The sequence below is a fragment of the Amycolatopsis sp. NPDC049159 genome (genome assembly GCF_040648295.1).
In the GTDB taxonomy this organism is placed as follows: domain Bacteria; phylum Actinomycetota; class Actinomycetes; order Mycobacteriales; family Pseudonocardiaceae; genus Amycolatopsis; species Amycolatopsis pretoriensis_A.
The window spans coordinates 126,817-151,320 of record NZ_JBEZDL010000017.1; the positions used below are offsets into that span (position 1 = coordinate 126,817).

At 70.9% G+C, this 24,504-nt stretch carries 18 protein-coding genes; 6 read left to right on the plus strand and 12 right to left on the minus strand.

Annotation, left to right across the window (positions count from 1 at the left end):
* Positions 1 to 80: 80 nt before the first annotated feature.
* A complete protein-coding gene (topA, locus tag AB0B33_RS29485) occupies positions 81 to 2,936 on the minus strand; it encodes a type I DNA topoisomerase (protein ID WP_360777562.1) in 2,856 nt (951 codons plus the stop codon).
* 298 nt (positions 2,937 to 3,234) lie between these two features.
* On the opposite strand from topA, the gene AB0B33_RS29490 reads away from it, so the two are divergent.
* Entirely contained in the window at positions 3,235 to 4,041 is an 807-nt protein-coding gene (locus AB0B33_RS29490; RefSeq protein WP_247017365.1) for a serine protease, read from the plus strand.
* Positions 4,042 to 4,059: 18 nt separating this feature from the next.
* Here AB0B33_RS29490 and AB0B33_RS29495 read toward each other — a convergent pair whose 3' ends face one another.
* The 3 genes from AB0B33_RS29495 to AB0B33_RS29505 form a co-directional block, all read right to left on the minus strand.
* On the minus strand, positions 4,060 to 4,710 hold the full coding sequence (locus AB0B33_RS29495; RefSeq protein WP_247017363.1) for a hypothetical protein: 651 nt from the start codon (positions 4,708 to 4,710) through the stop codon (positions 4,060 to 4,062).
* A gap of 51 nt (positions 4,711 to 4,761) precedes the next feature.
* A complete protein-coding gene (locus tag AB0B33_RS29500) occupies positions 4,762 to 5,322 on the minus strand; it encodes a hypothetical protein (RefSeq protein ID WP_360777565.1) in 561 nt (186 codons plus the stop codon).
* A gap of 278 nt (positions 5,323 to 5,600) precedes the next feature.
* On the minus strand, positions 5,601 to 7,895 hold the full coding sequence (locus AB0B33_RS29505; protein ID WP_360777567.1) for a sodium-translocating pyrophosphatase: 2,295 nt from the start codon (positions 7,893 to 7,895) through the stop codon (positions 5,601 to 5,603).
* A 349-nt stretch (positions 7,896 to 8,244) separates the two neighbouring features.
* On the opposite strand from AB0B33_RS29505, the gene AB0B33_RS29510 reads away from it, so the two are divergent.
* The gene (locus AB0B33_RS29510; RefSeq protein ID WP_360777738.1) at positions 8,245 to 10,659 is read left to right on the plus strand and encodes a DEAD/DEAH box helicase; all 2,415 of its coding nucleotides are present in this window, start codon (positions 8,245 to 8,247) and stop codon (positions 10,657 to 10,659) included.
* Positions 10,660 to 10,742: 83 nt separating this feature from the next.
* On the opposite strand, the gene AB0B33_RS29515 is transcribed toward AB0B33_RS29510, so the two are convergent.
* The 8 genes from AB0B33_RS29515 to ssd form a co-directional block, all read right to left on the minus strand.
* Positions 10,743 to 11,360 carry a bifunctional DNA primase/polymerase gene (locus AB0B33_RS29515; protein ID WP_360777569.1) on the minus strand — a complete coding sequence of 206 codons (618 nt, stop codon included), beginning with the start codon at positions 11,358 to 11,360 and terminating at the stop codon, positions 10,743 to 10,745.
* An 807-nt stretch (positions 11,361 to 12,167) separates the two neighbouring features.
* The gene (locus AB0B33_RS29520; protein ID WP_360777571.1) at positions 12,168 to 12,527 is read right to left on the minus strand and encodes an Rv3654c family TadE-like protein; all 360 of its coding nucleotides are present in this window, start codon (positions 12,525 to 12,527) and stop codon (positions 12,168 to 12,170) included.
* Entirely contained in the window at positions 12,520 to 12,849 is a 330-nt protein-coding gene (locus tag AB0B33_RS29525; RefSeq protein ID WP_360777740.1) for a TadE family type IV pilus minor pilin, read from the minus strand. The genes AB0B33_RS29520 and AB0B33_RS29525 overlap by 8 nt, the downstream gene beginning before the upstream one ends.
* Before the next feature lie 20 nt (positions 12,850 to 12,869).
* Positions 12,870 to 13,046 carry a DUF4244 domain-containing protein gene (locus AB0B33_RS29530; protein WP_247017353.1) on the minus strand — a complete coding sequence of 59 codons (177 nt, stop codon included), beginning with the start codon at positions 13,044 to 13,046 and terminating at the stop codon, positions 12,870 to 12,872.
* Positions 13,047 to 13,071: 25 nt separating this feature from the next.
* Complete coding sequence (locus AB0B33_RS29535) at positions 13,072 to 13,776, minus strand: type II secretion system F family protein (RefSeq protein ID WP_360777573.1); 705 nt, start codon at positions 13,774 to 13,776, stop codon at positions 13,072 to 13,074.
* Positions 13,773 to 14,531: a type II secretion system protein gene (locus AB0B33_RS29540; RefSeq protein ID WP_360777575.1), complete on the minus strand. Its 759-nt coding sequence runs from the start codon at positions 14,529 to 14,531 to the stop codon at positions 13,773 to 13,775. Before AB0B33_RS29540 ends, AB0B33_RS29535 begins: the two co-directional genes overlap by 4 nt.
* A gap of 46 nt (positions 14,532 to 14,577) precedes the next feature.
* Complete coding sequence (locus tag AB0B33_RS29545; protein ID WP_360777577.1) at positions 14,578 to 15,729, minus strand: TadA family conjugal transfer-associated ATPase; 1,152 nt, start codon at positions 15,727 to 15,729, stop codon at positions 14,578 to 14,580.
* A 541-nt stretch (positions 15,730 to 16,270) separates the two neighbouring features.
* Positions 16,271 to 17,344 carry a septum site-determining protein Ssd gene (gene ssd / locus AB0B33_RS29550; protein WP_360777579.1) on the minus strand — a complete coding sequence of 358 codons (1,074 nt, stop codon included), beginning with the start codon at positions 17,342 to 17,344 and terminating at the stop codon, positions 16,271 to 16,273.
* Between the two features lie 561 nt (positions 17,345 to 17,905).
* Here ssd and AB0B33_RS29555 point away from each other — a divergent pair.
* From AB0B33_RS29555 to AB0B33_RS29570, 4 genes are all read left to right on the plus strand, one after another.
* Positions 17,906 to 18,736 carry an HAD family hydrolase gene (locus AB0B33_RS29555; RefSeq protein WP_247017343.1) on the plus strand — a complete coding sequence of 277 codons (831 nt, stop codon included), beginning with the start codon at positions 17,906 to 17,908 and terminating at the stop codon, positions 18,734 to 18,736.
* A 689-nt stretch (positions 18,737 to 19,425) separates the two neighbouring features.
* Positions 19,426 to 21,165 carry a glycoside hydrolase family 3 protein gene (locus tag AB0B33_RS29560; protein WP_360777742.1) on the plus strand — a complete coding sequence of 580 codons (1,740 nt, stop codon included), beginning with the start codon at positions 19,426 to 19,428 and terminating at the stop codon, positions 21,163 to 21,165.
* Complete coding sequence (locus AB0B33_RS29565) at positions 21,162 to 22,439, plus strand: DUF1343 domain-containing protein (RefSeq protein WP_360777581.1); 1,278 nt, start codon at positions 21,162 to 21,164, stop codon at positions 22,437 to 22,439. The genes AB0B33_RS29560 and AB0B33_RS29565 overlap by 4 nt, the downstream gene beginning before the upstream one ends.
* 47 nt (positions 22,440 to 22,486) lie before the next feature.
* Positions 22,487 to 24,217 carry a serine hydrolase gene (locus tag AB0B33_RS29570; RefSeq protein ID WP_360777744.1) on the plus strand — a complete coding sequence of 577 codons (1,731 nt, stop codon included), beginning with the start codon at positions 22,487 to 22,489 and terminating at the stop codon, positions 24,215 to 24,217.
* Positions 24,218 to 24,504 lie beyond the last annotated feature (287 nt).

Below are 24,504 nucleotides of genomic sequence, written 5' to 3' on the forward strand. Positions count from 1 at the left end.
GAAAGTGTGGCCGAACGCCGTGAAGGCCCCCTCACCGGGCACAACCGCCGGCGAGGAGGCCTTCACGGCTTCCTGAGGTGCTACTTCGTCTTCGTCGCGGTGGACCGCTTGGCCGCGGTGGCCTTCTTGGTCGTGCCCGCCTTGACCGTCTTCGCCGTGGTCGAGGCCGGCTTCCGCGCGGGCGCCTTCCGCTTCGGTGCAGGCCCCTTCGCCCGCTTCTCGGCCAGCAGCTCGGACGCGCGCTCCGCGGTCAGCGACTCGATCTCGTCGCCCTTCCGCAGGGTCGCGTTGTACTCGCCGTCGGTCACGTACGGGCCGAACCGGCCGTCCTTGACCACCATCGGCTTCTTCGACACCGGGTCCTCGCCGAGCTCCTTGAGCGGCGGCTTCGCGGTCGCCGACCGGCCACGCTGCTTCGGCTCCGAGTAGATCTTCAGCGCTTCTTCGACGGTGATCGAGAACAGCTGGTCCTCGGTCGAGAGCGACCGCGAGTCCGTGCCCTTCTTCAGGTACGGCCCGTAACGCCCGTTCTGCGCCGTGATCTCCTCGCCGGACTCCGGGTCCTTGCCGACCACGCGCGGCAGCGAGAGCAGCTTCAGCGCGTCGTCCAGGTCGATGGTCTCGATGTCCATCGACTTGAACAGCGAGCCCGTGCGCGGCTTCGGCGCCTTCGCCTTCGCGGCCTTCTTCTGCGCGGCCGTGGCGTCCTCGGGGATCTCCACTTCCGGCAGCAGCTCGGTGACGTACGGCCCGAAGCGGCCTTCCTTGGCGACGATCTCGTGGCCGCTCACCGGGTCGGTGCCCAGCGAACGCCCCTCCTGCGGCGTCGCGAACAGCTTCTCCGCGATCTCCCGCGAGAGCTCGTCCGGCGGCAGGTCCTCGGGCAGGTTCGCGCGTTGCGAGTTGCCGTCGACCTCGCGCTCCAGGTACGGCCCGTAGCGGCCGACGCGGACCACGACGGTGTGCCCGTTCTCGTCGCTGAACAGCGGGATCGAGTTGATCTCGCGGGCGTCGATGTCCTCGACGCTGCCCTCGACCAGCTTCTTCAGCCCGCCCAGCCGGCCGATCGAGCCGTCGACGCCCATGTCGCCGCCGAAGTAGAACTTCGACAGCCACTGCGCGCGCTGCTCGTTGCCCGACGCGATGCGGTCGAGCTCGTCCTCCATGCCGGCGGTGAAGTCGTAGTCGACCAGCCGCTCGAAGTGCCGTTCCATCAGGCCGATCACGGCGAACGCGACCCACGACGGGACGAGCGCGGAGCCCTTCTTCCAGACGTAGCCGCGGTCCTGGATGGTCTTGATGATCGACGCGTACGTCGACGGGCGGCCGATGCCCAGCTCTTCCAGCTTGCTGACCAGGCTCGGCTCCGAGTACCGCGCCGGCGGCGAGGTGGTGTGGCCGTCCGGGTTCAGGTCCGACGCGGTGAGCGCCTGGTCCTTCTCCAGCACCGGCAGGCGGCTCTGCTTGTCGTCGGCCTCGCCACCGGTCTCGGTGTCGACCGCCTCGACGTACGCCTTCAGGAAGCCCGCGAAGGTGATCGTGCGGCCCGAAGCCGCGAAGGTGCACTCCTCGCCCGAGGTCGCGTTGCCGACGATGCGCACGGACATCGTGGTGCCCTTGGCGTCCGCCATCTGCGACGCGATCGTGCGCTGCCAGATCATCTCGTAGAGGCGGTACTCGTCGGTGTCCAGCTCGCTCGCGACCTGGCCCGGCGTGCGGAAGACCTCGCCCGACGGCCGGATCGCCTCGTGCGCCTCCTGCGCGTTCTTGACCTTGCGCGTGTACTGGCGCGGCGACGGCGAGACGTACTCCTTGCCGTACAGCTGCGTGGCCTGGCTGCGCGCGGCCGAGATCGCCGACTCCGACAACGTCGTGGAGTCGGTACGCATATAAGTGATGTAACCGTTCTCGTACAGCTTCTGCGCGATCCGCATGGTGCGCTCGGAGGTGAACCGCATCTTGCGGCCCGCCTCCTGCTGCAGCGTCGAGGTCATGAACGGCGCGTAAGGCTTCCGCGTGTACGGCTTCTCTTCGACGCTCGAGACCTTGAAGTCACGCTGCTTCAGCGCTTCGGCCAGACGCCGCGCGTCGGCCTCGACCAGCACGCGGACCTCGTTGTTCGACGCCTTGAGCTGCCCGTCCGAGCCGAAGTCGCGGCCGGTGGCCAGGCGCGCGCCGTCGACGGCGACGAGCCGGGCCGAGAAGTTCCGCGGCGAAGCTTCCTCACCGGCGTCCATGGTCGCCGAGATGTCCCAGTAGGACGCCGAGGTGAAGCGCATCCGCTCGCGCTCCCGCTCGACCACGATCCGGGTCGCCACGGACTGCACGCGGCCCGCCGAAAGCTTCGGCATGACCTTCTTCCACAGCACCGGCGAGACCTCGTAGCCGTACAGGCGGTCGAGGATGCGGCGGGTCTCCTGGGCGTCGACGAGGTCGGCGTCCAGCTCACGGGTCGAGTCGGCGGCCGCGAGGATGGCCTGCTCGGTGACCTCGTGGAAGACCATCCGGCGGACCGGGACCTTCGGCTTCAGCGTCTCGAGCAGGTGCCACGCGATGGCTTCGCCCTCGCGGTCGGGGTCCGTCGCGAGGTAGAGCTCGTCGACGTCCTTGAGCAGGCTCTTGAGCTCGGTGACCTTGGACTTCTTGTCCGGGGTCACCACGTAGAGGGCCTTGAAGTCGTTGTCGACGTCGACGCCGAGGCGTGCCCAGGACTCACCCTTGTACTGGGCGGGGACGTCGGCAGCGCCCCGCGGCAGGTCGCGGATGTGCCCGACGGAGGACTCGACGACGTAACCGCCGCCCAGGTAGGGGGCGATCTTGCGGGCCTTCGTCGGCGACTCGACGATGACCAGCCGCCGGTGCCCGGCGCCGTTGTCCGCCGAGGCTCCGTTCTTCTTCGTCCGTGCTCCTGCCACGCTGTCCTGCTCTCCGCTCATCTCGTCCCGCGACCGGGACCAGGCCCTGCCCTGGGGCGTCGGGCCCGCGTCTTCGACCTGCCAGTGTGCACGCTCTCCCGGGCCGGACGGCGCGGAGGTGACCCAACACGCCGCCGTTCCCGTGTCCAGCGCATCGCCGCTGACCTCGGCGATGTTTCCCCAACGTACCTGCCACGTGATTTCGGCCACGTCCCGCGCAGCCTAGCGCGTGACCGTGCGGATACCCTCCGTTCGACGGTGGTGGGCGCGGGGACGTGACCGCTTCACTGGTTTCCCCGCTCAGCCGAAAGGATCCGCCATGACCCGACGCCTCCTCGGCGCCCTGCTCACCGCCGCGACCGCCACAGTATTACTGGGGACCACTCCGGCGAGCGCGGCCGCGGCGAACTTCGCCGGCACGGTAGCCCTCTCCAACTGCTCGGGCTCGGTGGTGAAGCCGGCGGCGACGCCGGACACCGCACCCGCGCTCGTCATGTCCAACGGCCACTGCCTCGAGACCGGCTTCCCGGCTCCCGGGCAGGTCATCACCAACCGCTCGTCCAGCCGGACGTTCACGCTGCTCAACGCCAGTGGCGGCAACACCGCGACGCTGCGCGCCAAGAAGATCGTCTACGGCACGATGACCGACACCGACGTGTCGCTCTACCAGCTCACCACGACCTACGCGCAGATCAAGTCCAGCTACGGGATCTCGCCGCTCGAGCTGTCGAACGCCCACCCGTCGGCGGGCGCGGCGATCGACGTCGTCTCCGGCTACTGGAAGCGCATCTACTCCTGCAACGTCGACGGGTTCGTCTACCGGCTGAAGGAGGGCAGCTGGACCTGGAAGGACTCGATCCGCTACACCTCCGCCTGCCAGACCATCGGCGGCACGTCGGGCTCGCCGATCGTCTCCGGCGGCAAGGTCATCGGCGTGAACAACACCGGCAACGAGGACGGCGCGCGCTGCACGGACAACAACCCGTGCGAGGTCGACCAGGCCGGCAACGTCACCGTGCACTACAAGACGAACTACGGCCAGGAGACCTACGGCATCCCCGCCTGCCTGACCCCGGCCAACGAAATCGCCCTCACCCAGGCCGGCTGCACGCTGCCCCGACCCTGACGCTGCTCCCGCACCCGGTCAGGCCGTGCTCGTCGCGGCCTCCGGGTGCGGGACCGGCAGCGGCTCCGCGCCCGGCCACGCCGCTTCGGCGCCCGGCGGCGGCTCCCCGATCAGTTCCAGCAGCGCCTCCAGGCGGCGTTTCCCGGTGACCTTGACGGCCGGGACCTCGGCCTTCGGGCCGGTCAGCTTCGCCGCGACTCCCAACGGCGTCAGCGCCTCGACCAGCCGCTCGTGCATGGTCGGCGCGAGCGGGTCGACACCCAGCAGGTAGCCCTGCGTACCGGGGCGGCCACTGGCCAGCGCCCACATCCGCAGCATCGCGCCGCTCAGCCGGAAGCCGTCCGGCACCGCCTTGCCCGAGTCGTCCTCGACCGGCCCCGCGCAGCCCTCACGCAGCCACCGCAGCGCCAGCGGGAGCAGGTCGACCCGGAACGACGTGCGCACCTGCGGACGGCCGCAGTCGGCCTTGGAGACCTGCGCGTCCGCGCCGCGGCAGCGGAACTCGCGCGCCAGGATGTGCGCTCGCCACGGCTCCTCGACGACCACGGACAGCCGGGCGGCGGTGCGCCCGAAGCCGGTGATCTGGCCGTGGCAGCACAACAGGCCGGCCAGGTCGCCCAGGCCCGGCCCGCTGGCCTCGGCGGAGAAGAGCGAGATCGTCCGATCCACCGCGCCATACTAGAACACAAGTTCGATTAACGGCAGACCTCGGCGCGATCTTCAGCCAGGCGGTTGATCCAGCTGGCGGCAGGACGGGGCGCGCTGCTCCGCCGCCGTCAACGCCGGGGCGTCCTTGAGGCCCTTGAGGTAGTCGAGCGCGTCGATGCGGTCGAGCGTCGCCCTGGCTTCGCCCAAGGCGGCCTTCGTCGCCGTGGCGTCGCCGCGGACGGCGTCGATGCGCTGACGCGCCTGCTCGGCCTGTGCGCGGATCTCGGTGAACTGCCCGATGACGTCCGCGCGGCCGCCGTCTCCCGACGGCACCGGGGGCGCGCCGAGCGCGTTCAGCCCGGCCAGGCTCTGGTTCAGGCCGCCGACCACCGACGAGAGCAGGTCACTGGACGTCCGGGACGCCTGCTGCGGCGTGCTCGGGTCGACGGTGGGCAACTCCGCCAGCGCGCGGACCAGGTGGGTCACCGCGGCGCAGTAGCCCTCCGCCCATCTCGCCGCCGGATCGGCCTGCGGCACCACGGTCGTCACCGACAGACCCTGGTCCCGCGCCGGGGACTGCGTGGCGGCTTGCCCGCACCCGGCGAGGCCGATCGTGATCGTCGCGGTCAGCAATCCGGCCGAAAGCAGGCTGACACGGTCCGCAGCCGATCTGCACGGCGCAATGGTCTTCCGCCGTGGCTGCCGTCGGATTGATGACCAACGGCACAGTAGGGCGGCGAAAACGGTTGACCGCGGCCGCACCTGTGCACCTCCTGCTCGACGACGTCCCGGAAGGGCCGACGGTACCGACTCGGTGCCGCTTCGCAAGTCGCCGAGCCTGTGTGGGATGTCCCGACACGCCCCGGGCCCGGCACGCGACGCTGCGTGCCGGGCCCGGGAACGAGTACGCGTCAGGCCTTGATTTCCGTCGGGGTGTCGGAAAGAACCGTTCCCCGGCGCTTCGAGACCACGATCGCCGCCACGATCACGGCGACCGCGACGAGCGAGATGATGATGCGGACCGCGGCGTTCTCGTCCGGACCGATCGAGAACTGGACGACGGCGGGCGCGATCAGGACCGAGACCAGGTTCATGACCTTGATCAGCGGGTTGATCGCCGGGCCGGCGGTGTCCTTGAACGGGTCACCGACGGTGTCACCGATGATGGTGGCCTCGTGCGCGGACGAGCCCTTGCCACCGTGGTTGCCGTCCTCGACGAGCTTCTTCGCGTTGTCCCACGCGCCACCGGAGTTGGCGAGGAAGATCGCCATCAGGGTGCCGCAGGCGATCGCGCCGGCCAGGTACCCGGCGAGCGCGCCGGTGCCCAGGCCGAAGCCGACCGCGATCGGGGCGAAGACCGCCAGCAGACCCGGCGTCGTCAGCTCACGCAGCGAGTCGCGCGTGACGATGTCGACGACCTTGCCGTACTCGGGGCGGGTGGTGCCCTCCATGATGCCCGGGATGTCGCGGAACTGGCGGCGGACTTCGTAGACCACCGCGCCGGCCGCGCGGGAGACCGCGTTGACGGCGAGACCCGAGAACATGAACACCACGGCCGCACCGATGATCACGCCGACGAGCGTGTTCGGGCTGATGATCGTGTTGGTGAACGACTTGGCCGCGTCGAGGCCGGTGACCACGCCGTTGCCCATGCCGGCCAGCGTCTTCGTGATCGCGTCCGAGTAGGAGCCGAAGAGCGCGGTCGCCGCGAGGACGGCCGTCGCGATCGCGATGCCCTTGGTGATGGCCTTGGTGGTGTTGCCCACCGCGTCCAGCTCGGTGAGGATCTGCGCGGCCTTCTCGTCGACGTCGCCCGACATCTCGGCGATGCCCTGCGCGTTGTCCGAAACCGGGCCGAACGTGTCCATCGCGACGATGACCCCGACGGTGGTCAGCAGGCCGGTGCCGGCCAGCGCCACGGCGAACAGCGCGACGCCGCCACCGAGGAGGTACGCGCCGAACACGGCCGCGCCGATCACGAGGGCGGTGTAGACCGCGGACTCGAAACCGACCGAGATGCCCGACAGGATCACCGTCGCGCCACCGGTCTCCGACGTCTGCGCGACGTCCTTGACCGGCTTGTACTCGGTGCCGGTGTAGTAGCCGGTCAGCTTCAGGATGACCGCGGCGAGCACGATGCCGATGATCACCGCGATGGTCGCGATGACCGCCGGGTTGCCCGAGTTCTCGAAGCCGGCGCCGAAGTCGGAGAAGCTGCTCGGCAGGTACACGAACGCCGCGATCGCCGACAGGACGGCGGAGATGACCGCGGAGATGTAGAACGAGCGGTTGATCGTGACCAGACCGCCTTCGCCGGCGCGCGCCTTGGTGATGTAGACACCGATGACGGCGGTGATGACACCGATGGCCGGGACGATCAGCGGGAAGATCAGGCCGTGCACGCCGAAGGCGGTGCTGCCCAGGATCAGCGCGGCGACGAGCATGACGGCGTAGGACTCGAAGAGGTCCGCGGCCATACCCGCGCAGTCACCGACGTTGTCGCCCACGTTGTCCGCGATGGTCGCGGCGTTGCGCGGGTCGTCCTCCGGGATGCCCTGCTCGACCTTGCCGACCAGGTCCGCGCCGACGTCGGCGGCCTTGGTGAAGATGCCGCCGCCGACACGCATGAACATCGCGATCAGCGCGGCGCCGAAACCGAAGCCCTCCAGGACCTTCGGCGCCTGACCGGTGTAGACCAGCACGACGACCGCGGCACCGAACAGGCCGAGGCCGACGGTGATCATGCCGACCACGCCACCGGTGCGGAAGGCCACGCGCATCGCGATCTCGCGGCCGCCTTCCTCGCGCGACGCGGCGGCCACGCGCAGGTTCGCCTGCGTGGCCAGCCACATGCCGAGGTAACCGATCGCGAACGAGAACGCCGCACCGACCAGGAAGAAGATCGAACGACCGATCTTCTCGTTCCAGTCGTCGGCGGGAAGTGCGAAGAGCAGGAGGAACACGATCACGCCGAAAATCGCGAGGGTGTTCCGCTGCCGCTTGAGGTAAGCGGCCGCGCCTTCCTGCACCGCCTTGGCGATGTCCTGCATCTTGGCGGTGCCCTGGCCTGCGGCCAGCACCTCCTTGAGCAGGACGTAGCCGATGACGAGTGCGGCAAGCGCGACCACGGCGACTACACCGACAATCGTGTAGCCAGCTCCGGAGAGCGTGATGGAACCGCCCTCCGCGAGGAACTGCCGTGACATTCGTCCTCCAGGAGACGTCGCCGATCGCCAGCGTCGACGGCAAGCCGAGGGTTCGACACGGCCGACGCTGGCATGGACCCTGTACCGAGCGACACGCTAGCCGGGACGCAATGCACGTCTCACATGACGCTCACCACAGAGGGTGTGGATTGCGGGAGTGTATTGGTATCGCAACCAGCGTCTTCACGCCGTCCCGGTGACGGCACATTCCGTTACCTTGTGAGCCTCCTCACTTGATCGATCACCCTTTCGCCGATCCGTTGGCGCAGTTGGGGATGCGAGAACTGTCGGACCCCTGTGCCAAGCTCGCCTGGTGGACGACTCACGAGGGCGGCGGCTGCTGGGGCGGGTGACCGCCGGCATCCCTTCGCGCGAGGACCCGGTCACCCACGTCGCGGACTTGCCGGGCCGCGAAGCGGGTTACGCAGAGTGGCCGTCGTGGGTGGATCCGGCGGTCGTCGCTGCGCTGCGTGACTGCGGTGTCTCGGCCCCCTGGGCGCACCAAGCCGAGGCGGCTTCGCACGCGTACGAGGGTCGGCACGTCGTGGTTTCGACCGGCACGGCGTCGGGCAAGTCGCTGGCCTACCAGCTGCCGGTGCTGTCGCGGCTGGCCGCGGGCGAGAAGGCGAACGCGCTCTACCTGTCGCCGACCAAGGCGCTGGGCGCCGACCAGCTGCGGTCGGTGTCCTCTTTGGACGTTCCCGGCGTGCGGGCGGCGGCGTTCGACGGGGACACCCCGATGGCCGAGCGCGACTGGGTGCGCGCGCACGCGAACTGGGTGTTCACGAACCCGGACATGCTGCACCGCGGCATCCTCTCGGCGCACGGGCGGTGGGCGTCGTTCTTCCGGCGGCTCAGCTGCGTGGTGGTCGACGAGTGCCACAGCTACCGCGGCGTGTTCGGCTCGCACGTGGCCTTGTTGCTGCGCCGGCTGCGGCGGGTGGCCGAGCACTACGGCGCTTCGCCGGTGTTCGTGCTCGCTTCGGCGACAACGGCTTCGCCTGCTTCGTTCGCTTCGCGGTTGACTGGAGTGCCTTGCGTCGCCGTGACGGACGACGCTTCTCCGCGCGGTTCCCGCACGGTGGTGCTGTGGGAGCCGCCGCTGCTGGAGGAGCTGACCGGCGAAAACGGCGCACCGGTCCGGCGTTCGGCCGGTGCGGAGACGTCGCGGATCCTCGCCGACCTCGTCGTCGAAGGGGCGCGGTCGCTGGCGTTCATCCGCTCGCGGCGGGGCGCGGAGCTGGCCGCGCTGGGTGCACGTCGCATTCTGTCCGAAGTGGACCCCGCGTTGGCGGAAACCGTTGCGGCGTACCGGTCCGGCTACCTCCCGGAGGAGCGGCGTGCACTCGAGGCCGCGTTGCTGTCGGGGCGGTTGCTGGGCGTCGCGACGACGAACGCGCTGGAGCTGGGCGTCGACATCGCGGGACTGGACGCGGTCGTGCTGGCCGGCTACCCGGGCACGCTCGCTTCGTTCTGGCAGCAGGCCGGGCGCGCGGGCCGCTCCGGTGATTCCGCGCTGGTGGTGTTCGTCGCGCGGGACGACCCGCTCGACACGTACCTGGTGCACCACCCGGCCGCCCTGCTCGAGCGGCCGGTGGAGACGGCGGTGCTCGACCCAGCGAACCCGTACGTGCTGGCGCCGCAGCTCGCGTGCGCCGTGGCCGAGTTGCCGCTGACGCTTTCCGAGCTCGAGGTGTTCGGCGGTGCGGCGGCGCTGGAGGTGCTGACCGAACTGGCGGAGCAGAAGCTGCTGCGGCGCCGGTCGAGCGGCTGGTACTGGACTTCGCGGGACCGGCCGCACGCCGAGGTCGGGATCCGCGGGACGGGCGGCGAGCAGATCGCGGTCGTCGAATCGGACTCCGGCCGGATGCTGGGGACGGTCGACCCGGGCTCGGCGTGCTTCGCCGTCCACCCGGGCGCGGTGTACCTGCACCAGGGGTCGTCGTACGTCGTCGACGAGCTGGACCTGGAGACCGGGCTGGCGCTGGTGCACGCGGAAAACCCCGACTGGACGACGACACCGCGCGAAGTCGTGGACATCTCGGTGCTGAGCACCCAGGAGAAGCAGGACTTCGGCGGGGTGAGCGTCTGCCTCGGCGAGGTGGCCGTGACGTCGCAGGTCGTCGGGTACCTGCGACGCCGGCCGTCCGGGGAGGTACTGGACCACACGCCGCTCGACCTGCCGGAGCAGAGCCTGCGCACGCGGGCGGTCTGGTACACGGTTTCCGCCGAGCTGCTCGGCGGCACTTCGGCCGATGGCGAGGCGGGGACCGGGGGCCATCGGGTGGGGACCGAATCTGCGGGGCCGGTGGGGACCGGGGAGGAAACCCTGGCAAGCGGTCGGGGGCCCGCTCACGAGGGTGGCAGGGCACCGGGGGGTGCCGGATTGGTTCCGGCACGGGTCCCCGGTGCCCTGCATGCCGCCGAGCACGCGGCGATCGGCCTGCTACCGCTGTTCGCTACGTGCGACCGATGGGACATCGGCGGGGTGAGTACCGCGTGGCACGAAGACACCGGGGAGGCGACGGTGTTCGTGCATGACGGCCATCCCGGGGGTGCGGGATTCGCCGAACGCGGTTATGCCGCGATTGTCCCGTGGCTGGTCGCTACGCGGGAGGCGATCGTCTCCTGCGAGTGCCCGACGGGATGCCCGTCCTGCGTTCAGTCGCCGAAGTGCGGGAACGGCAACGATCCGCTGGACAAGGCGGGTGCGATGGCTGTTCTGGAAACCGTGCTCGGGGCATTGCGTCAACACGGGAACTAGAACGGCCACTGGTGGTTCATGGAGTTGTGTCCTGCTCCGCCGCGGCCGGGCTGGGACCGGCCGTGGGCGGTGGTTCGGGTGGTTCAGGCCGCGGTGGTCTGGACCAGCTGCGGGGCTTCGGCACCGGCCAGCGCACGAACGAGCACGTCGTGCACCTCGGCGGCGTCCGGCAGCTGCCAGCCGCAGACCTCGGGCTTGACGCGCCAGTGCACGACACCGTGCTGGAACGGCGACGGCGGCAGCGGGATGTAGCTGTCCTTGCCGTGCCACTGGATGGCGGCGCGGGTGGCCAGCTCGGCCGGCACGCGGTCGGCGACGGTGGTCAGGAAGAGCCAACGGCCGTTCGGCAGCGCGATGATCGGCGCCGGGTGGCCGAGGGCACGGAGCAGGCGGCAGGCGCGCTTGCCGAGTTCGTCGTCGACCTCGATGGCGTCGAGCACGGTGCCGGTCGCGACGAGGAGGCTGTGGGTGCGGTCGGAGAACCAGGTGGCGACGTCGTGGGCGTGGGTGCCGATCTGCTCGCGCCAAGCGTCACTCGCCGGCACCGGACGGCGCCAGGTGAGGTCGTCGCCCTCGGTGAGCGGAGCGGGGTTGACGCCCGGGAGCACCGGCCAGCCACGCCAAGCGAGTCCAATCGCCTCCGCCCGCAGTTCGATGCGGAAGGCGCCGCGCCAGCTGTCCGGCCAATTCGCGTCCAACATTGTCTTCCTGCCTTAGAGGTTCCGGTTCTCCGCGACCCGCTTAAACCCTGCCGTGGTGTCGCACATCTCACTTAACGGCAACTTGCACATTGCCCGGAACCCCCGCGCGACAACCGGTGGTTACGGGGCGATGAACGCCCGGTGATCCGTACGGCCCGACCGAACCCGACGGCACGGATGGACGGCGAACGGCGACCGGTTGCGGACCGTTCGTCGTACGAATCCCCAGGACAGGACGGCCCTGGAGCAGGCGTGCGGCGGCCGCGACGCAGCTGTTCGGCCCAGGTGAGCGGGGTGTTCGACCGCTCACCGTGCATCAACGACCGCTGCCCGTGACGATGGGCCGCTCATCGTGAGGTCCGGCGGAACAGCCGGTCATCGCCGCATACCGACCGGTCGGCGCGGACGAACGGCAACGGCGGCCAGTGGCGATGAGCGGCTCGTCCGGCCGGCCGTCGCGCGGTGCGCCGCGGGCTGGGCGGCCGCGGCCGCCCAGCCGCTGACCACCAGGCCAGCTGGCGAACCTCAAGCGGCCACACCGCGGCGGCCAGCCGACGGGACCGGCGCGCATCTCACGCGAGCAGGCCGGTCACGGTGGCTGGCCGGCGCGACCGGCATGGTCTCGAGCGGTCAAGCCCGGGTCACGGTGACCACCCGGCGGACCGGCGCAGGCTGGTCACCGGCGGCCAACCGATGGGACCGGTACGGCCTCGATCAGGCTGGATCACGGTCTTTGACCTGCGGGACCAGCGCAGGCCGGTCACCGCGGTCAGTCGGTGGGACCGGTACCCGCTCGGACGGGCTGGGTCACGGTGGTTGGCCAGTTGGACCGGCGCGGGCTCGGGCTGCTGGGGCGGGTAGGCCGGCGAGGGCTCCTGTTGGGGACTCGACCTCGATCAGGGCGTCCAGGCGTTGCCAGCGGCACGTCAGGAGCTTTACTCCCATCCGGTCGGTGACCCACCTGGCGCGTTCGCAGGCCTGCGTCGGCCCCTCCGCCGCGTGGGAGGCCGCTGCCAGGGCTCCCAGGTCGGCTGCTGTCTCTGCTCGGTGGCGGGCGATCGTCGCGGCTCCGAGCCAGATGCCGAGGGTGGCCACGCTCGTCAACGCCGCCACGGCCAGTGCCGACCAGATGGTGGCCGCTCCGCTGTCCGGGCGGTGGTCAGCCATCTTCGGTCCTGGTGCCCGGCTCGGCCACCGCGTAGGCCGTCGCGTTCAGGTGGAGTGCCGGGAGCAGGTTGCCGGCTGGTTGGGCCGTCACCTTCACCGTTATCGCGTCGCCTGCTTGCTCGATGGACAGGTTCGCGCCCGCTGGGGCGATCTGGTGGACGGCCGCGGCCGCTCGCTCGGGTTGGCCTCTCGAGAGGAGCCTGGCCGCCTCGCGGGCGGCGTCCGTGCAGCGCAGTTGGCTCGTCAACGCCGTCAGGGCCGCTACCAGCAGCACTGTCGTCACCGTCAGGCCGGCCAGGCCGAGGGCCGCTTCGACCGTCACCGCGCCTTCGTCGCGGCGGGTCACGATGGCACCGTCAGGGCCTTCATGACCAGGTTCGTCAGCCACGAGACCACCGAGTCTCCGGTGAGCAGTGTGTAGAGGACGGCCGCGAACGCCGCGACGGCCACGGTGACGATCGCGTATTCGACGGTCGTCGAGCCGTCGTCCGAGCGCGGGCGGCGGGTGAACGCGCGCATGGGTTCTTCCCTTCAGTACTGGTGGTCAGAAGAGCGGGCCGAGGTGGCCGGCCAGGCCGAGGACGACCGGCAGCACGCCCAGGCAGAAGAAGGCCGGCAGGAAACACACGCCCACCGGCAGGGCGAGCGCCACCCCGGCCCGTTCGGCGCGTTCCTCCGCTTCCGCGGCCAGCTCGTCGCGGAACCGGCCGGCGAGATCGGCGGCCGCCGCGGCGAAGGCCGTTCCGGAGCGGGACGTCCGGATGGCCGCGCTCGCCAGTTCGGCGAGGCCGGGAGCGGTGCGCACCGGTTCCCACGCCTCTTCCGGACGGGAGCCCAGGGCCAGGAGGCCGGCGGTCGAGCGCATCGCCGCACCCGCTCCGGTGGGCGCGGTACCGGCGACGGCTTCGAGCGCCGACGGAACCGGCAGCCCCGCTCGCAGGCAGGCCGCCAGGAGGTCGAGCGTTCCCGCGAGCCGGAGCCTGGTCGCGATGTCCGTCGTGGGTGCGCGTGGACGGCGCGTGCGGTGCATCGCCCACCAGCCGGTGGCGGTCACGATCGCGCCCAGGGCCACCCCGGCCGCACCGCCGATCAGTACGGCTGTCGATACACCGGCCGACGCTGTCGCGATGGGGACTATCGCGCGTGGCCACTTCCGGACGGTGTGGGGTTGGCCGAAGCGCCTTGCCACGGTGTCGTCCGGCCAGATGAGCAGGGCTGAGGCCACGAGGACCAGTGCGGCCGCGTTCATCGGATGCGCGTCCGTCCGGTCAGGGCGCGGCACCACGCCGTTCCTGCCCAGAGCAGACCGCTGCCCGCGATCAGGAGCAGCTGGCCGGGGGTGCTCCCGGTCAGCACCGTCAGCGGGGCCGCGCCCATGACCTGCCCGAGCAGCAGGCACAGGGCCGGGAGGCCGGTCAGCACCGCCGCGCTCGCTCGGGGGCCGGCCAGCTTCGCGCGCATCCGGCGGGCGAACGCCAGGCTCGCTTCGGCGTCGCGGCGGGTCGCGTCGAGGACGTCGGCCATCGGCAAGCCGTAGCGCTTGCCCAGACTCCAGGCCGCGGCCAGCTCGGGCAGGGCTGGTGCGCGCGGTTCGCTGTCGAGCCGGGCCGCCGTCGCCAAGGAGCGGAGATCGTTCGCCAGCGCCGGGACGACGTCCGCGGCCGCTTCCGCCGCGGTGACGGGGTGGGCACCGGAACGCAGCTCGGCCACCATCGTCCGCAACGCGGTCGCGGTGTGCGCCGCCATCGCGAGCTCGGCGCCGGCGCGCCGGTGGGCTCGCCACTCCTGGCGCCAGGCCAGCGTCAGCATGCCCGCGGCGATCGCGCCACCGATTCCGGCCAGCAGTCCCGCGAGTGCCGTGGGGAACAGCCAGCGAACGACGCGCCACACGTCGGGAACGCGGACCGTCGTCGGTGGCTCGATCACCGATTGGAGCCGGTTCGGTGGTGCGGGCCAGCACGCCAGCGCCGCGCCGACGCACAGCGGGAACCACGCCGTGATCATCGGCGTCTCCTTCGCTCGCGCGGGAAACCTTTTGACAGCAGGAGGTTCAGCACGCGATCGCCCCCGAGTTCACGAACAGGTGGCGGTCGATCGTCCAGCGGCCCGCGCGCCACACCGGCACCACCCGGGCCCGGCCGTGGTCGGTGCGGAGCACGCCGACCTCGGCGAGGCGACGTCGGCCGCCCAGCTCGCGGCGCATGTGCAGGACCACGCGGATCGCCGCGACCAGCTGGCTGTGCACGGCTTCGCGGCCGAGACCGCCCAGCGCGGCGAGTGCCTCGATGCGGGCCGGGACCTCCGCTGGGGAATTCGCGTGAACCGTGCACGCACCGCCGTCGTGACCCGTGTTCAGCGCGGTGAGCAACGCGCCGACCTCTGCGCCACGGACCTCGCCGACCACCAGCCGGTCGGGACGCATGCGCAGCGCTTGGCGCACCAGCTCGGGCAGGCCGACCGCGCCCGCACCCTCCACATTGGCCGGACGGGCGACGAGGCTGACGAACTGCGGGTGCGCCGGCTGCAGCTCGCCGGCGTCCTCGACGCAGACGATCCGCTCGCCCGGGTCGACCGCGCCGAGCAACGCGGCGAGGAGCGTGGTCTTGCCCGCGCCGGTGCCGCCCGTGACGAGGAACGCCATCCGCCTGGTGACGACGGTCTGCAGCAGCTTCGCGCCTTCGGCGTCGAACGCGCCGAGTGCGCGGAGAGCGGTGAGGTCGTGCGTCGCCGGGCGGAGGACGCGCAGGGACAGGCAGGTGCCGGCCGTCGCGATCGGCGGGAGGACGGCGTGGACGCGGATCCGGCCGTGCGGGCCGGCGCCGGGGAGCCAGCCGTCCACATAGGGCTGGGCGTCGTCGAGGCGGCGGCCCGCCGCGAGGGCGAGGCGCTGGGCCAGGCGGCGGACGGCTTCTTCGTCGGTGAAGCGGACGGTGGTGTGGGTGAGGCCGGTGGGGCCGTCCGTCCAGACCTCTTCCGGGCTCGTCACGAGCACGTCGGTGGTGTTCGGGTCCTCGAGGAGTGGGGCCAGCGGGCCGGCGCCGATGAACTCGTCGCGGGCTTGGCGGGCCGCGTCGAGGACGGCGCTGTGGCCGAGGGCACCGCCTGCCTCGGCGCGGACGGCGGTGGCGACGGCGACCGGGTCGGCCTGGCGGCGGTCGCCGGCCAGGCGGTTGCGGACGCGGTCCACGAAGTCGGTCGTCATGGGCTCACCGCCTTGGTCGGAGGGTGGCTTGGGGTGGCTGGGGCTGTGACGTGGGTGCCGGTCGGTGGCGGGAAGGTCCCCGTCGGGGCGCACGTCGAGGTGGCTTCAGCCGTGACGCGGGTACCTGGCCGTGCCTGGGGCGGCGGTTGGGCGGGAGTGTCGTCGGCTGTGACGCGAGTGCCGGTCGGTGCCGGGAAGGGCTCTGTCGGGGCGCGCGTCGAGGTGGCTTCGGCTGTGACGCGGGTGCCTAGCCGTGCCTGGGGCGGCGGCTGGGCGGGAGTGGCGTTGGCCGTGACGCGGGTGTCGGTCGGTGGCGGGAAGGGCTCTGTCGGGGCACGCGTCGGAGTGGCTTCGGCCGTGACGCGGGGGCCTGGCCGTGCCTGGGGCGGCGGCTGGGCGGGAGTGGCGTTAGCTGTGACGCGAGTGCCCCGTCGTCGCGGGGGTGGTAGCAGTGCGAGGAAGTTCTTGGCGCTTGCCGGGCTGCGGGTTGCCAGCGTCAAAAGAGCGGGCAGGAGGAGGTCGCGCACTCTGGTCGGGGTGCTCATCGGGTGGCTGCCCGGGCTTCGCGGCGGGCTGCGGTCAGGACTCGGGCTGCCGCCTTGGCCACCGGGCCGGTTGATTTGGCCGGGAACTCGCCGCGCTCCACCGCGGCTGGGAGGCCGCGTTCCGGGGGCATCGAGGCCAGTACGGGTGGGCCCAGGAGGCCGGCCGCGTGGGCTTGGGGGGCGTCGGCTCTCGAACGTCCACATGCGACCACCCCCGTTCGGGCCGTCAGCTCCGACAGGCGGCGCAGGACCTGCTTCGCCGCCAGGCAGGCGCGGAGTTCCACCGGGACCACCAGCACCACCAGGTCGGCCACCGCCACCGCTTCCGCGGCCGCGTCGGTGAGTGTGCGGGGGAGGTCGCACACCACCGTGCGGCCCGAGCGGCGGCCCGCGGAGAGGACCGCCGACAGGGATTCGACCGAGGGGCCTTCGCCCTCGGGGCCGCACGCCAGCACCGGCAGGCTGCCGCCGCGGTGTCTTCGCCGTGGGAGGGTCGCGGCCAGCGATGGCAGTGAGACGCGGCCGGTCAGGCGTACGTCCGACCAGCGCGGGCCAGGTGCCTTTTCCAGGCCCAGCAACACATCCAGGCCGCCGCCGAGTGGGTCGCAATCCACCAGCAGGGCGCCGCCCGGCTCCCGGTCCGCTGCCAGCGCCAGCGTCGCCGCGAAGACGGACGCGCCCGCGCCTCCTCGACCGCCGACGACACCGAGCACCAGGCCGGGTTCCTCCGCCGGTGTTTCGACGACGTCGGCGAACGCGCCGGCGAGTTCGGTCTCCTCGTCGGGCAACGAGATCACGCGCTCGACGCCGCCGCGGAACGCGTGGCGCCACGTCTCCGGTCCCGGGCTGCCCTTGCAGACCAGCAGGATCCCGGGGCGCCGGGGCAGGGCCGGTGGCAGGCGCACGGCTTCTTCGTCGAGGACCACCAGGGGCGCGCGGGCCCAGTGGCCGTGTGCCGCGGTCAGGTCCGGTGCCCGGTCCAGCTCGCAGCCCGCGACCGCCGCCACGCGCAGTATCTCGTCGAGCACGGTTTCGTCCGCGGCGACCACCAGCGGTCGTTCCCCCGTCATGCGTTCCTCCCCCGTCGTCGGTGCGGGCCGTGGGTGGCCCGGCTTCCACCGTCGCGGGCGGGGGCACGGAGGCACAACGGGTCGGGCGGCGGGCTGTGGACAACCCGGGTGCTGTGGACAACTTCCGCCCGGGGAACCGCTCGCGAACCGGTTTTGTCGGTGGGCCGTGGCAGGATCGCGCCCACCCGTGACGCACGTGCGGTGGAAAGCGGCGTGAACCGCCGCAGCCGGCGAGCCGCCGCGACCGGAAAGCGGATTCCTCGCTGGCCAAAGAAAATCGGCGAAGGTTAGCGGAAGGTAAGAGGGCGGCCCTCGCCAGGGGGGAGGGACGAGGGCCGCCGTGGGTTCAGCCCCGGGGGGTCGGACTGAACCGGCCCGGTTGGACACCGGGCTCCCTCACTGTAACTCCGCCGGGCGCCGGTTCGCGCGCCGGACGAGGCACACAGTTCGGTAACGGCACAGCGCGCCGGAAGTGCCTTCCTGTCATGGAATTTCCGGCGGCGCGGCGCGTCCGTGGTGGATCAACGGGACGCGCCGCGATCAAGCTCTTATCCTGGGCACGTGGCCGAACCGAGCAGTGCGCCGTCGCGCACCCGGAAGCCGGGCCCGGAGCACGCGGTGGCCGCGTTCTTCGACCTGGACAAGACGATCATCGCTTCGTCGAGCGCGCTGGCGTTCAGCAAACCGTTGCTGAGGGAGGGTTTGATCAACCGTCGCGCCGCGTTGCGAAGCGCCTACGCGCAGCTTGTGTTTTCGCTCGCCGGCGCCGACGAAAACAAAACCGAGAGGTTGCGCGCCGAGGTTTCCGCGCTGTGCGCGGGCTGGGACGTCGCCCAGGTTTCGTCGATCGTCCGCGAAACCCTGCACGACGTCGTCGACCCGCTCGTGTACGCGGAAGCGGCGGAACTGATCGCGCGCCACCGCGCGGACGGCCACGACGTCATCGTGCTTTCGGCGACCGGCGAGGAGGTCGTCGCGCCCGTCGCCGAAATGCTCGGGGCGACCCGCAGCGTCGCGACGCGGATGCAGATCGTCGACGGCCGCTACTCCGGCGAAGTCGACTTCTACTGCTACGGGGCTAACAAGGCCGTCGCGGCGAAGCAGCTCGCCGCGACGCACGGCTACGACCTCGCCGAGTGCTTCGCCTACACCGACTCGAGCACCGACATCCCGCTGCTCGAGGTGGTCGGGCACCCGCACGCGGTCAACCCGGACAAGCTCCTGCGGCGCGAGGCGCTCGACCGCGGCTGGCCGATCCTGGCGTTCGACCGGCCGATGTCGCTGCGCACCCGGATCCCCACCCGATCGGCGGGGATCGTGGCCCTCGGCGTCGGCGCGGTGGCCGCCGGAGCGACCTGGTACGGCCTCAGCCGTCGCCGTCGGTCCCGGTAGCCGGCGGGCCTCGCCACCCACACGGCCGTACGGCCGCCACTTTGCTTGGCCCAGCCCCGAATTGTCCGTCGCGCTGGGTGCCTGTGTCACCCGATCCAGCCTCTGTACCGGTGCACCCATCCGCGCACTTGAAGTGACCGGGCTCACGGCGTAGAAAGTAGGTGCGGACGTTCGGTCGGCCAGGGAACAGGTAGAAGAGAAGCCTGTTCCACCCCGGCAAACCTCCGTGCGCGGACTCCGGGTACCCACGCGCAGCGCGCCGCGGGAGGCTCGTCGTCTAGGGACTGCGTAGTGGGACGCCACACGCCGAGTCCATGTAGGTACGACCAGAGTTGCACGCTTGGTCGCCCGAGAAGTTCGCGCTTGCAGGCGGCGCCCGTGGCCCTTGGCCACGGGCGCCGCCTCGTCTATTTGGGGAGTGGGTGCGTGCGCGGCACGCGAGCCCGGGCCACGCCACCCGTTCGGACCTCTGTGCACGTTGCGAACGGCGACTTTCCTACCGATCCGGGTACGAACGGTCCGTTGGTGCGGTCGGTCGATGGACATCGCCGGATTCGGTGAGTAGCTTCCCGATACTGGCGCCTCCGAGTGGACTTCTCACGTCCGCCGGGCGCCCGCAACTTTCTGGGAGGCTGGTCGTGACGACCCGAAATCGGAGGTTCCATGCGCTCGCCCTGCCCGTCGCGGGGGTGCTCGCGTTCACCGGTGTGGGTGTCGCGACCGCGGCGAGCGTGCCGCGGATGAGCGTGGACGCGCAGGCCGAGGCCGCCGCCACGCAGGCGCTGCGAGGGCTGACGCTGGAAGAAAAGGTCGGGCAGCTGTTCATCACCTGGGTGAACGGCAAGACGGCCGACGAGGTGAACCCGAAGAACCAGACCGACTTCGGCGTGGACACCCCGGCGCAGGTGGTCCGGAAGTACCACCTGGGCGGTGTCATCTACTTCAACAACGACACGCGCGACAACTTCGACGACCCGGTCCAGGTCGCCAAGCTGTCCAACGGGCTGCAGAAGGCCGCCATCACCAGCGGGGCGCACATCCCGTTGCAGGTCGCCGCCGACCAGGAGGGTGGCACCGTCACGCGGATGGGGGCGCCGGCCACCGAGTTCCCGAACGCCATGGCCATCTCCGCCGGGCGGGACACCGGGCGGGCCACCAAGGCCGCCACCATCCTCGGCCAGGAACTGCGGGCCGTCGGGATCAACCAGGACTTCGCGCCCGATTCGGACGTCAACTCGAACCCCGCCAACCCGGTCATCGGCGTGCGGTCCTTCGCCGGCCAGCCCGGGCTGGCCAGTGACTTCGTCACCGCCGAGCTCAAGGGCTTCCAGAAGTCCGTGGCCGCGACCAGCAAGCACTTCCCGGGGCACGGCGCCGCGCCGACCGACAGCCACACCGGGCTGCCGCGGATCGACAGCACCGAGGCGCAGTGGCGGGCCACCGACGTGCCGCCGTTCAAGGCCGCCATCGCGGCCGGTGTCGACTCGATCATGAGCGCGCACATCCAGTTCCCCAGCCTCGACCCGTCGCTCGAACCCGCGACGCTGTCGAAGCCGATCATCACCGGCAAGCTGCGCAACGAGCTCGGGTACAACGGGGTCGTCGTCACCGACGCCCTCGAGATGCAGGGCGTGCGCCAGCTGCACAGCGACGCCGAGATCCCGGTGCTCGCGCTGAAGGCCGGCATCGACCAGCTGCTCATGCCGGTGCACCTCGACCTCGCCATCAACTCGGTGCTCACCGCTGTGAAGACCGGCGACATCCCGGTGCAGCGGATCGACCAGAGCGTGCTGCGCGTGCTGAAGCTGAAGTTCAAGCGCGGCATCCTGTTCTCGCCGTTCGTCGACACGAACCGCGTCATGAAGACCGTGGGCATCCCGGCGAGCCTCGCCACCGCGCAGGACATCGCCGACCGCGGGATCACGGCCGTAGCGAACGACGCCGGGGTGCTGCCGCTCAAGCAGAAGCCCACGACCGCGCTCGTCACCGGCTGGGGTGTCTCGACCACCGCGACCCTCGCCCAGAAGCTGACCGCGCACGGCACGGCCGCGACCGCCTACCAGACCGGCCAGGCCCCGACGGACGCGCAGATCGCGCAGGCCGTCGCGAACGCCAAGAACACCGACCTGGTCGTCGTGCTGACCAACAACATCGCCGCCTTCCCGCTGCAGACCAAGCTGCTCGACGCCCTGCAGGCCACCGGGAAACCGGTCGTCGCGGTCGCCGCGCAGATCCCGTACGACGCCGGCTACCCGAGCACCGTCAAGACGTGGCTGGCCACCTACGGCTACATCACGCCGACTCTCGAAGCGCTGGCCAAGGTGGTGCTCGGCGAGACGAAGCCGGTCGGGAAGCTGCCGGTCGACATCCCGGCGGGCGCCGACCTGACCACGGTCAAGTACCCGTTCGGCCACGGGCTGACCTGGTGACGCTCAACCGGCGCCACTTCCTGGGCGCGAGCGCGGCCGCCGTCCCGGTCCTGGCGGGCGGCTCGGCCGTCGCGGGTGCCCAGCCGGAGCAGCCGGCGCAGGCCGAACAGAACCACGGACGGGTGCTCACCGGTGCGGAGCAGCTGGCCGCGCAGGGCTGGCGGCCGCTGAAGGGCCGCAAGCTCGGGGTGCTGTCGAACCCCACCGGCGTGCTGCTCAACGGCGACCACATCGTCGACTCGATGGTCGCGGCCGGCGTCAAGGCGGTCGCGGCCTTCGGGCCCGAGCACGGCTTCCGCGGCAGCGCGCAGGCCGGCGGCTCCGAAGGCGACTACACCGACCCTCGCACGGGTGTCCCGGTGTACGACGCGTATGGCGTCGACGCGACGAAGCTCGCTTCGCTGTTCACCAAGGCGGGCGTCGACACGGTGGTGTTCGACATCGCCGACGTGGGCGCGCGCTTCTACACCTACATCTGGTCGCTCTACACGGCGATGGTGGCCGCGGCGCAGGTCAAGGCCGCTTTCGTCGTGCTCGACCGGCCGAACCCGATCGGCGGCCGGGCGGCCGGCCCGCTGCTCGACCCGAAGTTCTCCTCGGGGATCGGCAAGAAGCCGATCGTCCAGCAGCACGGCATGACCGCGGGTGAGCTGGCGCGCTACTTCGCCGAGGAGTTCCTGCCCGGCGACGGCGTGCAGCTGGATCGCCTCGAAGTCGTCCAGGTCCGCGGCTGGCAGCGCGACACGCTCTTCGCGCAGACCGGGCTGAACTGGGTGCTGCCGAGCCCGAACATGCCGACCCCGGACACCGCGCTCGTCTACCCGGGCACCGGGATGTTCGAGGGCACCGTGTTCTCCGAAGGCCGCGGGACGACCCGGCCGTTCGAGATCATCGGCGCGCCCGGGCTCGACTGGCGCTGGCGGGAGAAGCTCGAGGATCTCGCGCTGCCGGGCGCGAAGTTCCGCGAGACCTACTTCGTGCCGACGTTCGGCAAGTTCGTCAACCAGACCTGCGGTGGCGTGCAGCTGAGCGTGAGCGACCCACGGGCCTTCGACGCGATCCGGACCGCGGTCGCCATGCTCGTCACGGCGAAGGCGCTGCACCCGGACGTCTTCGCGTGGCGCCCGGACAACTACATCGACAAGCTCTCCGGCTCCGACCGGCTGCGCACCATGGTCGACGCCGGGGCGGGCGTCGACGAGGTCACCGGGGCCTGGCGGGCCGAGCTCGCCGAGTTCGACCGCAGACGTCGCCACTACCTGCTCTACCGCTGAGGGGGAAGCTCGTGCGTGCTAGGAAGGTCCTCGCCGCGGCCGCCGGAGTGCTGGTCGCGCTGACCACGTTGACCGTGTCGGATTCGGGAGCCAGCGCCATCACGGGACACCACGACGCCGGCCGTTTCGACCGGCCGCAGCAGGGGTTCGCCCCGGCGTGGACGACCCTGCGCGCCGGACCCCCGCAGCAAGTGGGCCTCGACCCGGCGCCGATGAAGGCGGCCGAGGACTTCCTGGCGAGCTGGACCAAGCCGGACGCCACCGGGCACCCGCACTTCTCCGGCGCGGTGGGCCTGCTGGCGCACGACGGCGTCGTCGTCGACCGGTACGCGGTCGGCGGCGCGCTGCGGTACGCCGACGCCGCGGGCACCGAACTGCCCGCCGACCAGCAGGTCCCCATGAAGAACGACACGATCTTCGACATGGCTTCGATCTCGAAGCTGTTCACGTCGATCGCCGTCCTGCAGCTCGTCGAGCGCGGGCAGCTGACCATCGACACCCCGGTGTCCCGCTTCTTCCCCGAGTTCGCCACCGGCGACAAAGCGGCCATCACGGTCAAGATGCTGCTCACGCACGTCTCCGGGTTCGACGCCGACCCGATCCCCTCGCTCTGGGCCGGCTACCCGGACATCCCGTCGCGCCGCCAGGCCGTGCTCGACAGCCCGCTGAAGAACAAGCCGGGCACGACGTACCTCTACTCCGACATCAACCTGCTCACGCTCGGCTTCATCGTCGAGAAGCTGACCGGGCAAACCCTCGACAAGGTCGTCCACGACCGGATCACCGCGCCGCTCGGGATGGTCGACACCGGGTACAACCCGCCCGCGTCGAAGCTGAACCGGATCGCCGCGACGGAGTTCGAGGCGAACCCGCCGCGCGGGATGGTCCGCGGCAGCGTGCACGACGAGAACGCGTGGTCGCTCGGCGGCGTCGCCGGGCACGCCGGGGTGTTCAGCACCGCCGGCGACATGGCCACCCTCGCCCAGACGATGCTCAACGGCGGCAGCTACCGCGGGCACCGGATCCTGGGCGAAGAGACCGTGCGGCAGATGATGCTGACGAACTACAACCAGCAGTTCCCGGACGACGCGCACGGCTTGGGCTTCGAGCTCGACCAGCCCTGGTACATGGGCGCGCTGGCGTCGCCGGTCACCGCGGGCCACACCGGCTTCACCGGGACGACGCTGGTCATCGACCCGGAGTCGCGCTCCTTCGCGATCCTGCTGACCAACCGGGTGCACCCGAGCCGCGGCTGGGGCTCGATCAACACCGCCCGCCAGGTGTGGGCGACGTCGCTGGCCAGGGCCATGGCGGTGCGGCCGGCGCTCGGGAAGGACGCCTGGGCGAGCACGCTGGGTAATGCGAGCGTCGCCACGCTGAGTACTCGGCCTTTTACTACCGAGAGCGATCAAGCCCGCGTCTCGTTCTACGCTTTCGTGGACACTGAAGGCCCGACTGATCCACTTCAGCTGCAAGCCAGCACCGACGGGGTGAACTGGCAACCGATCGCCGTATCGGTATCCGGACCGGGGGCACCCTCCGGAAGCGTGACGTCGCTCTCCGGACACGGCCACCGTGCCTGGTGGAAGGTCATCGGGACGCTGCCGTACGCGGCCTCGATCAGCCTCCGCTGGCGTTACAGCACCGACCCGAACTACACGGGACGCGGAGTTTCGGTCGACGGTGTGAAAGTCACCGAGAGCGGCCGATCACTCCTCGACGGTGAACGGAACCCGGCCGCTTTCGTCGCGGAGGGTTGGCAGTTGAGCGCTCGGTGAGCGATCTGTCGCCGAACGTCGACCACCAGCCCGAGTTTACCGTCCGCTTGCCGCTTGCACCGCGACACTAAGTTGCCAAGTCGTTAGCTTGACCTCGTTAACAAGACCGACCTGGTTGGCGACTTTCTGGTCAGTGATTAATCGCAAATCCAGATCCGCAGACACGGATGGGTTGCGATAGGACTGAAGGGTGTGGGTAGCCTTGTCGCAGATGCCAACGGTTAGTAACTTTCCGACGGTGAATGATACCGAATCCGTAGTCGGCACGGCACCGTCCGAGCCCGTAT

Coding starts and splice junctions, on each gene's coding strand:
- topA (WP_360777562.1), bottom strand. CDS start 2,936: ATGAGCGGAGAGCAGGACAGCGTGGCAGGAGCACGGACGAAGAAGAAC.
- AB0B33_RS29490 (WP_247017365.1), top strand. CDS start 3,235: ATGACCCGACGCCTCCTCGGCGCCCTGCTCACCGCCGCGACCGCCACA.
- AB0B33_RS29505 (WP_360777567.1), bottom strand. CDS start 7,895: ATGTCACGGCAGTTCCTCGCGGAGGGCGGTTCCATCACGCTCTCCGGA.
- AB0B33_RS29515 (WP_360777569.1), bottom strand. CDS start 11,360: ATGTTGGACGCGAATTGGCCGGACAGCTGGCGCGGCGCCTTCCGCATC.
- AB0B33_RS29520 (WP_360777571.1), bottom strand. CDS start 12,527: ATGGCTGACCACCGCCCGGACAGCGGAGCGGCCACCATCTGGTCGGCA.
- AB0B33_RS29530 (WP_247017353.1), bottom strand. CDS start 13,046: ATGCGCGCGTTCACCCGCCGCCCGCGCTCGGACGACGGCTCGACGACC.
- AB0B33_RS29535 (WP_360777573.1), bottom strand. CDS start 13,776: ATGAACGCGGCCGCACTGGTCCTCGTGGCCTCAGCCCTGCTCATCTGG.
- AB0B33_RS29540 (WP_360777575.1), bottom strand. CDS start 14,531: ATGATCACGGCGTGGTTCCCGCTGTGCGTCGGCGCGGCGCTGGCGTGC.
- AB0B33_RS29545 (WP_360777577.1), bottom strand. CDS start 15,729: ATGACGACCGACTTCGTGGACCGCGTCCGCAACCGCCTGGCCGGCGAC.
- ssd (WP_360777579.1), bottom strand. CDS start 17,344: ATGACGGGGGAACGACCGCTGGTGGTCGCCGCGGACGAAACCGTGCTC.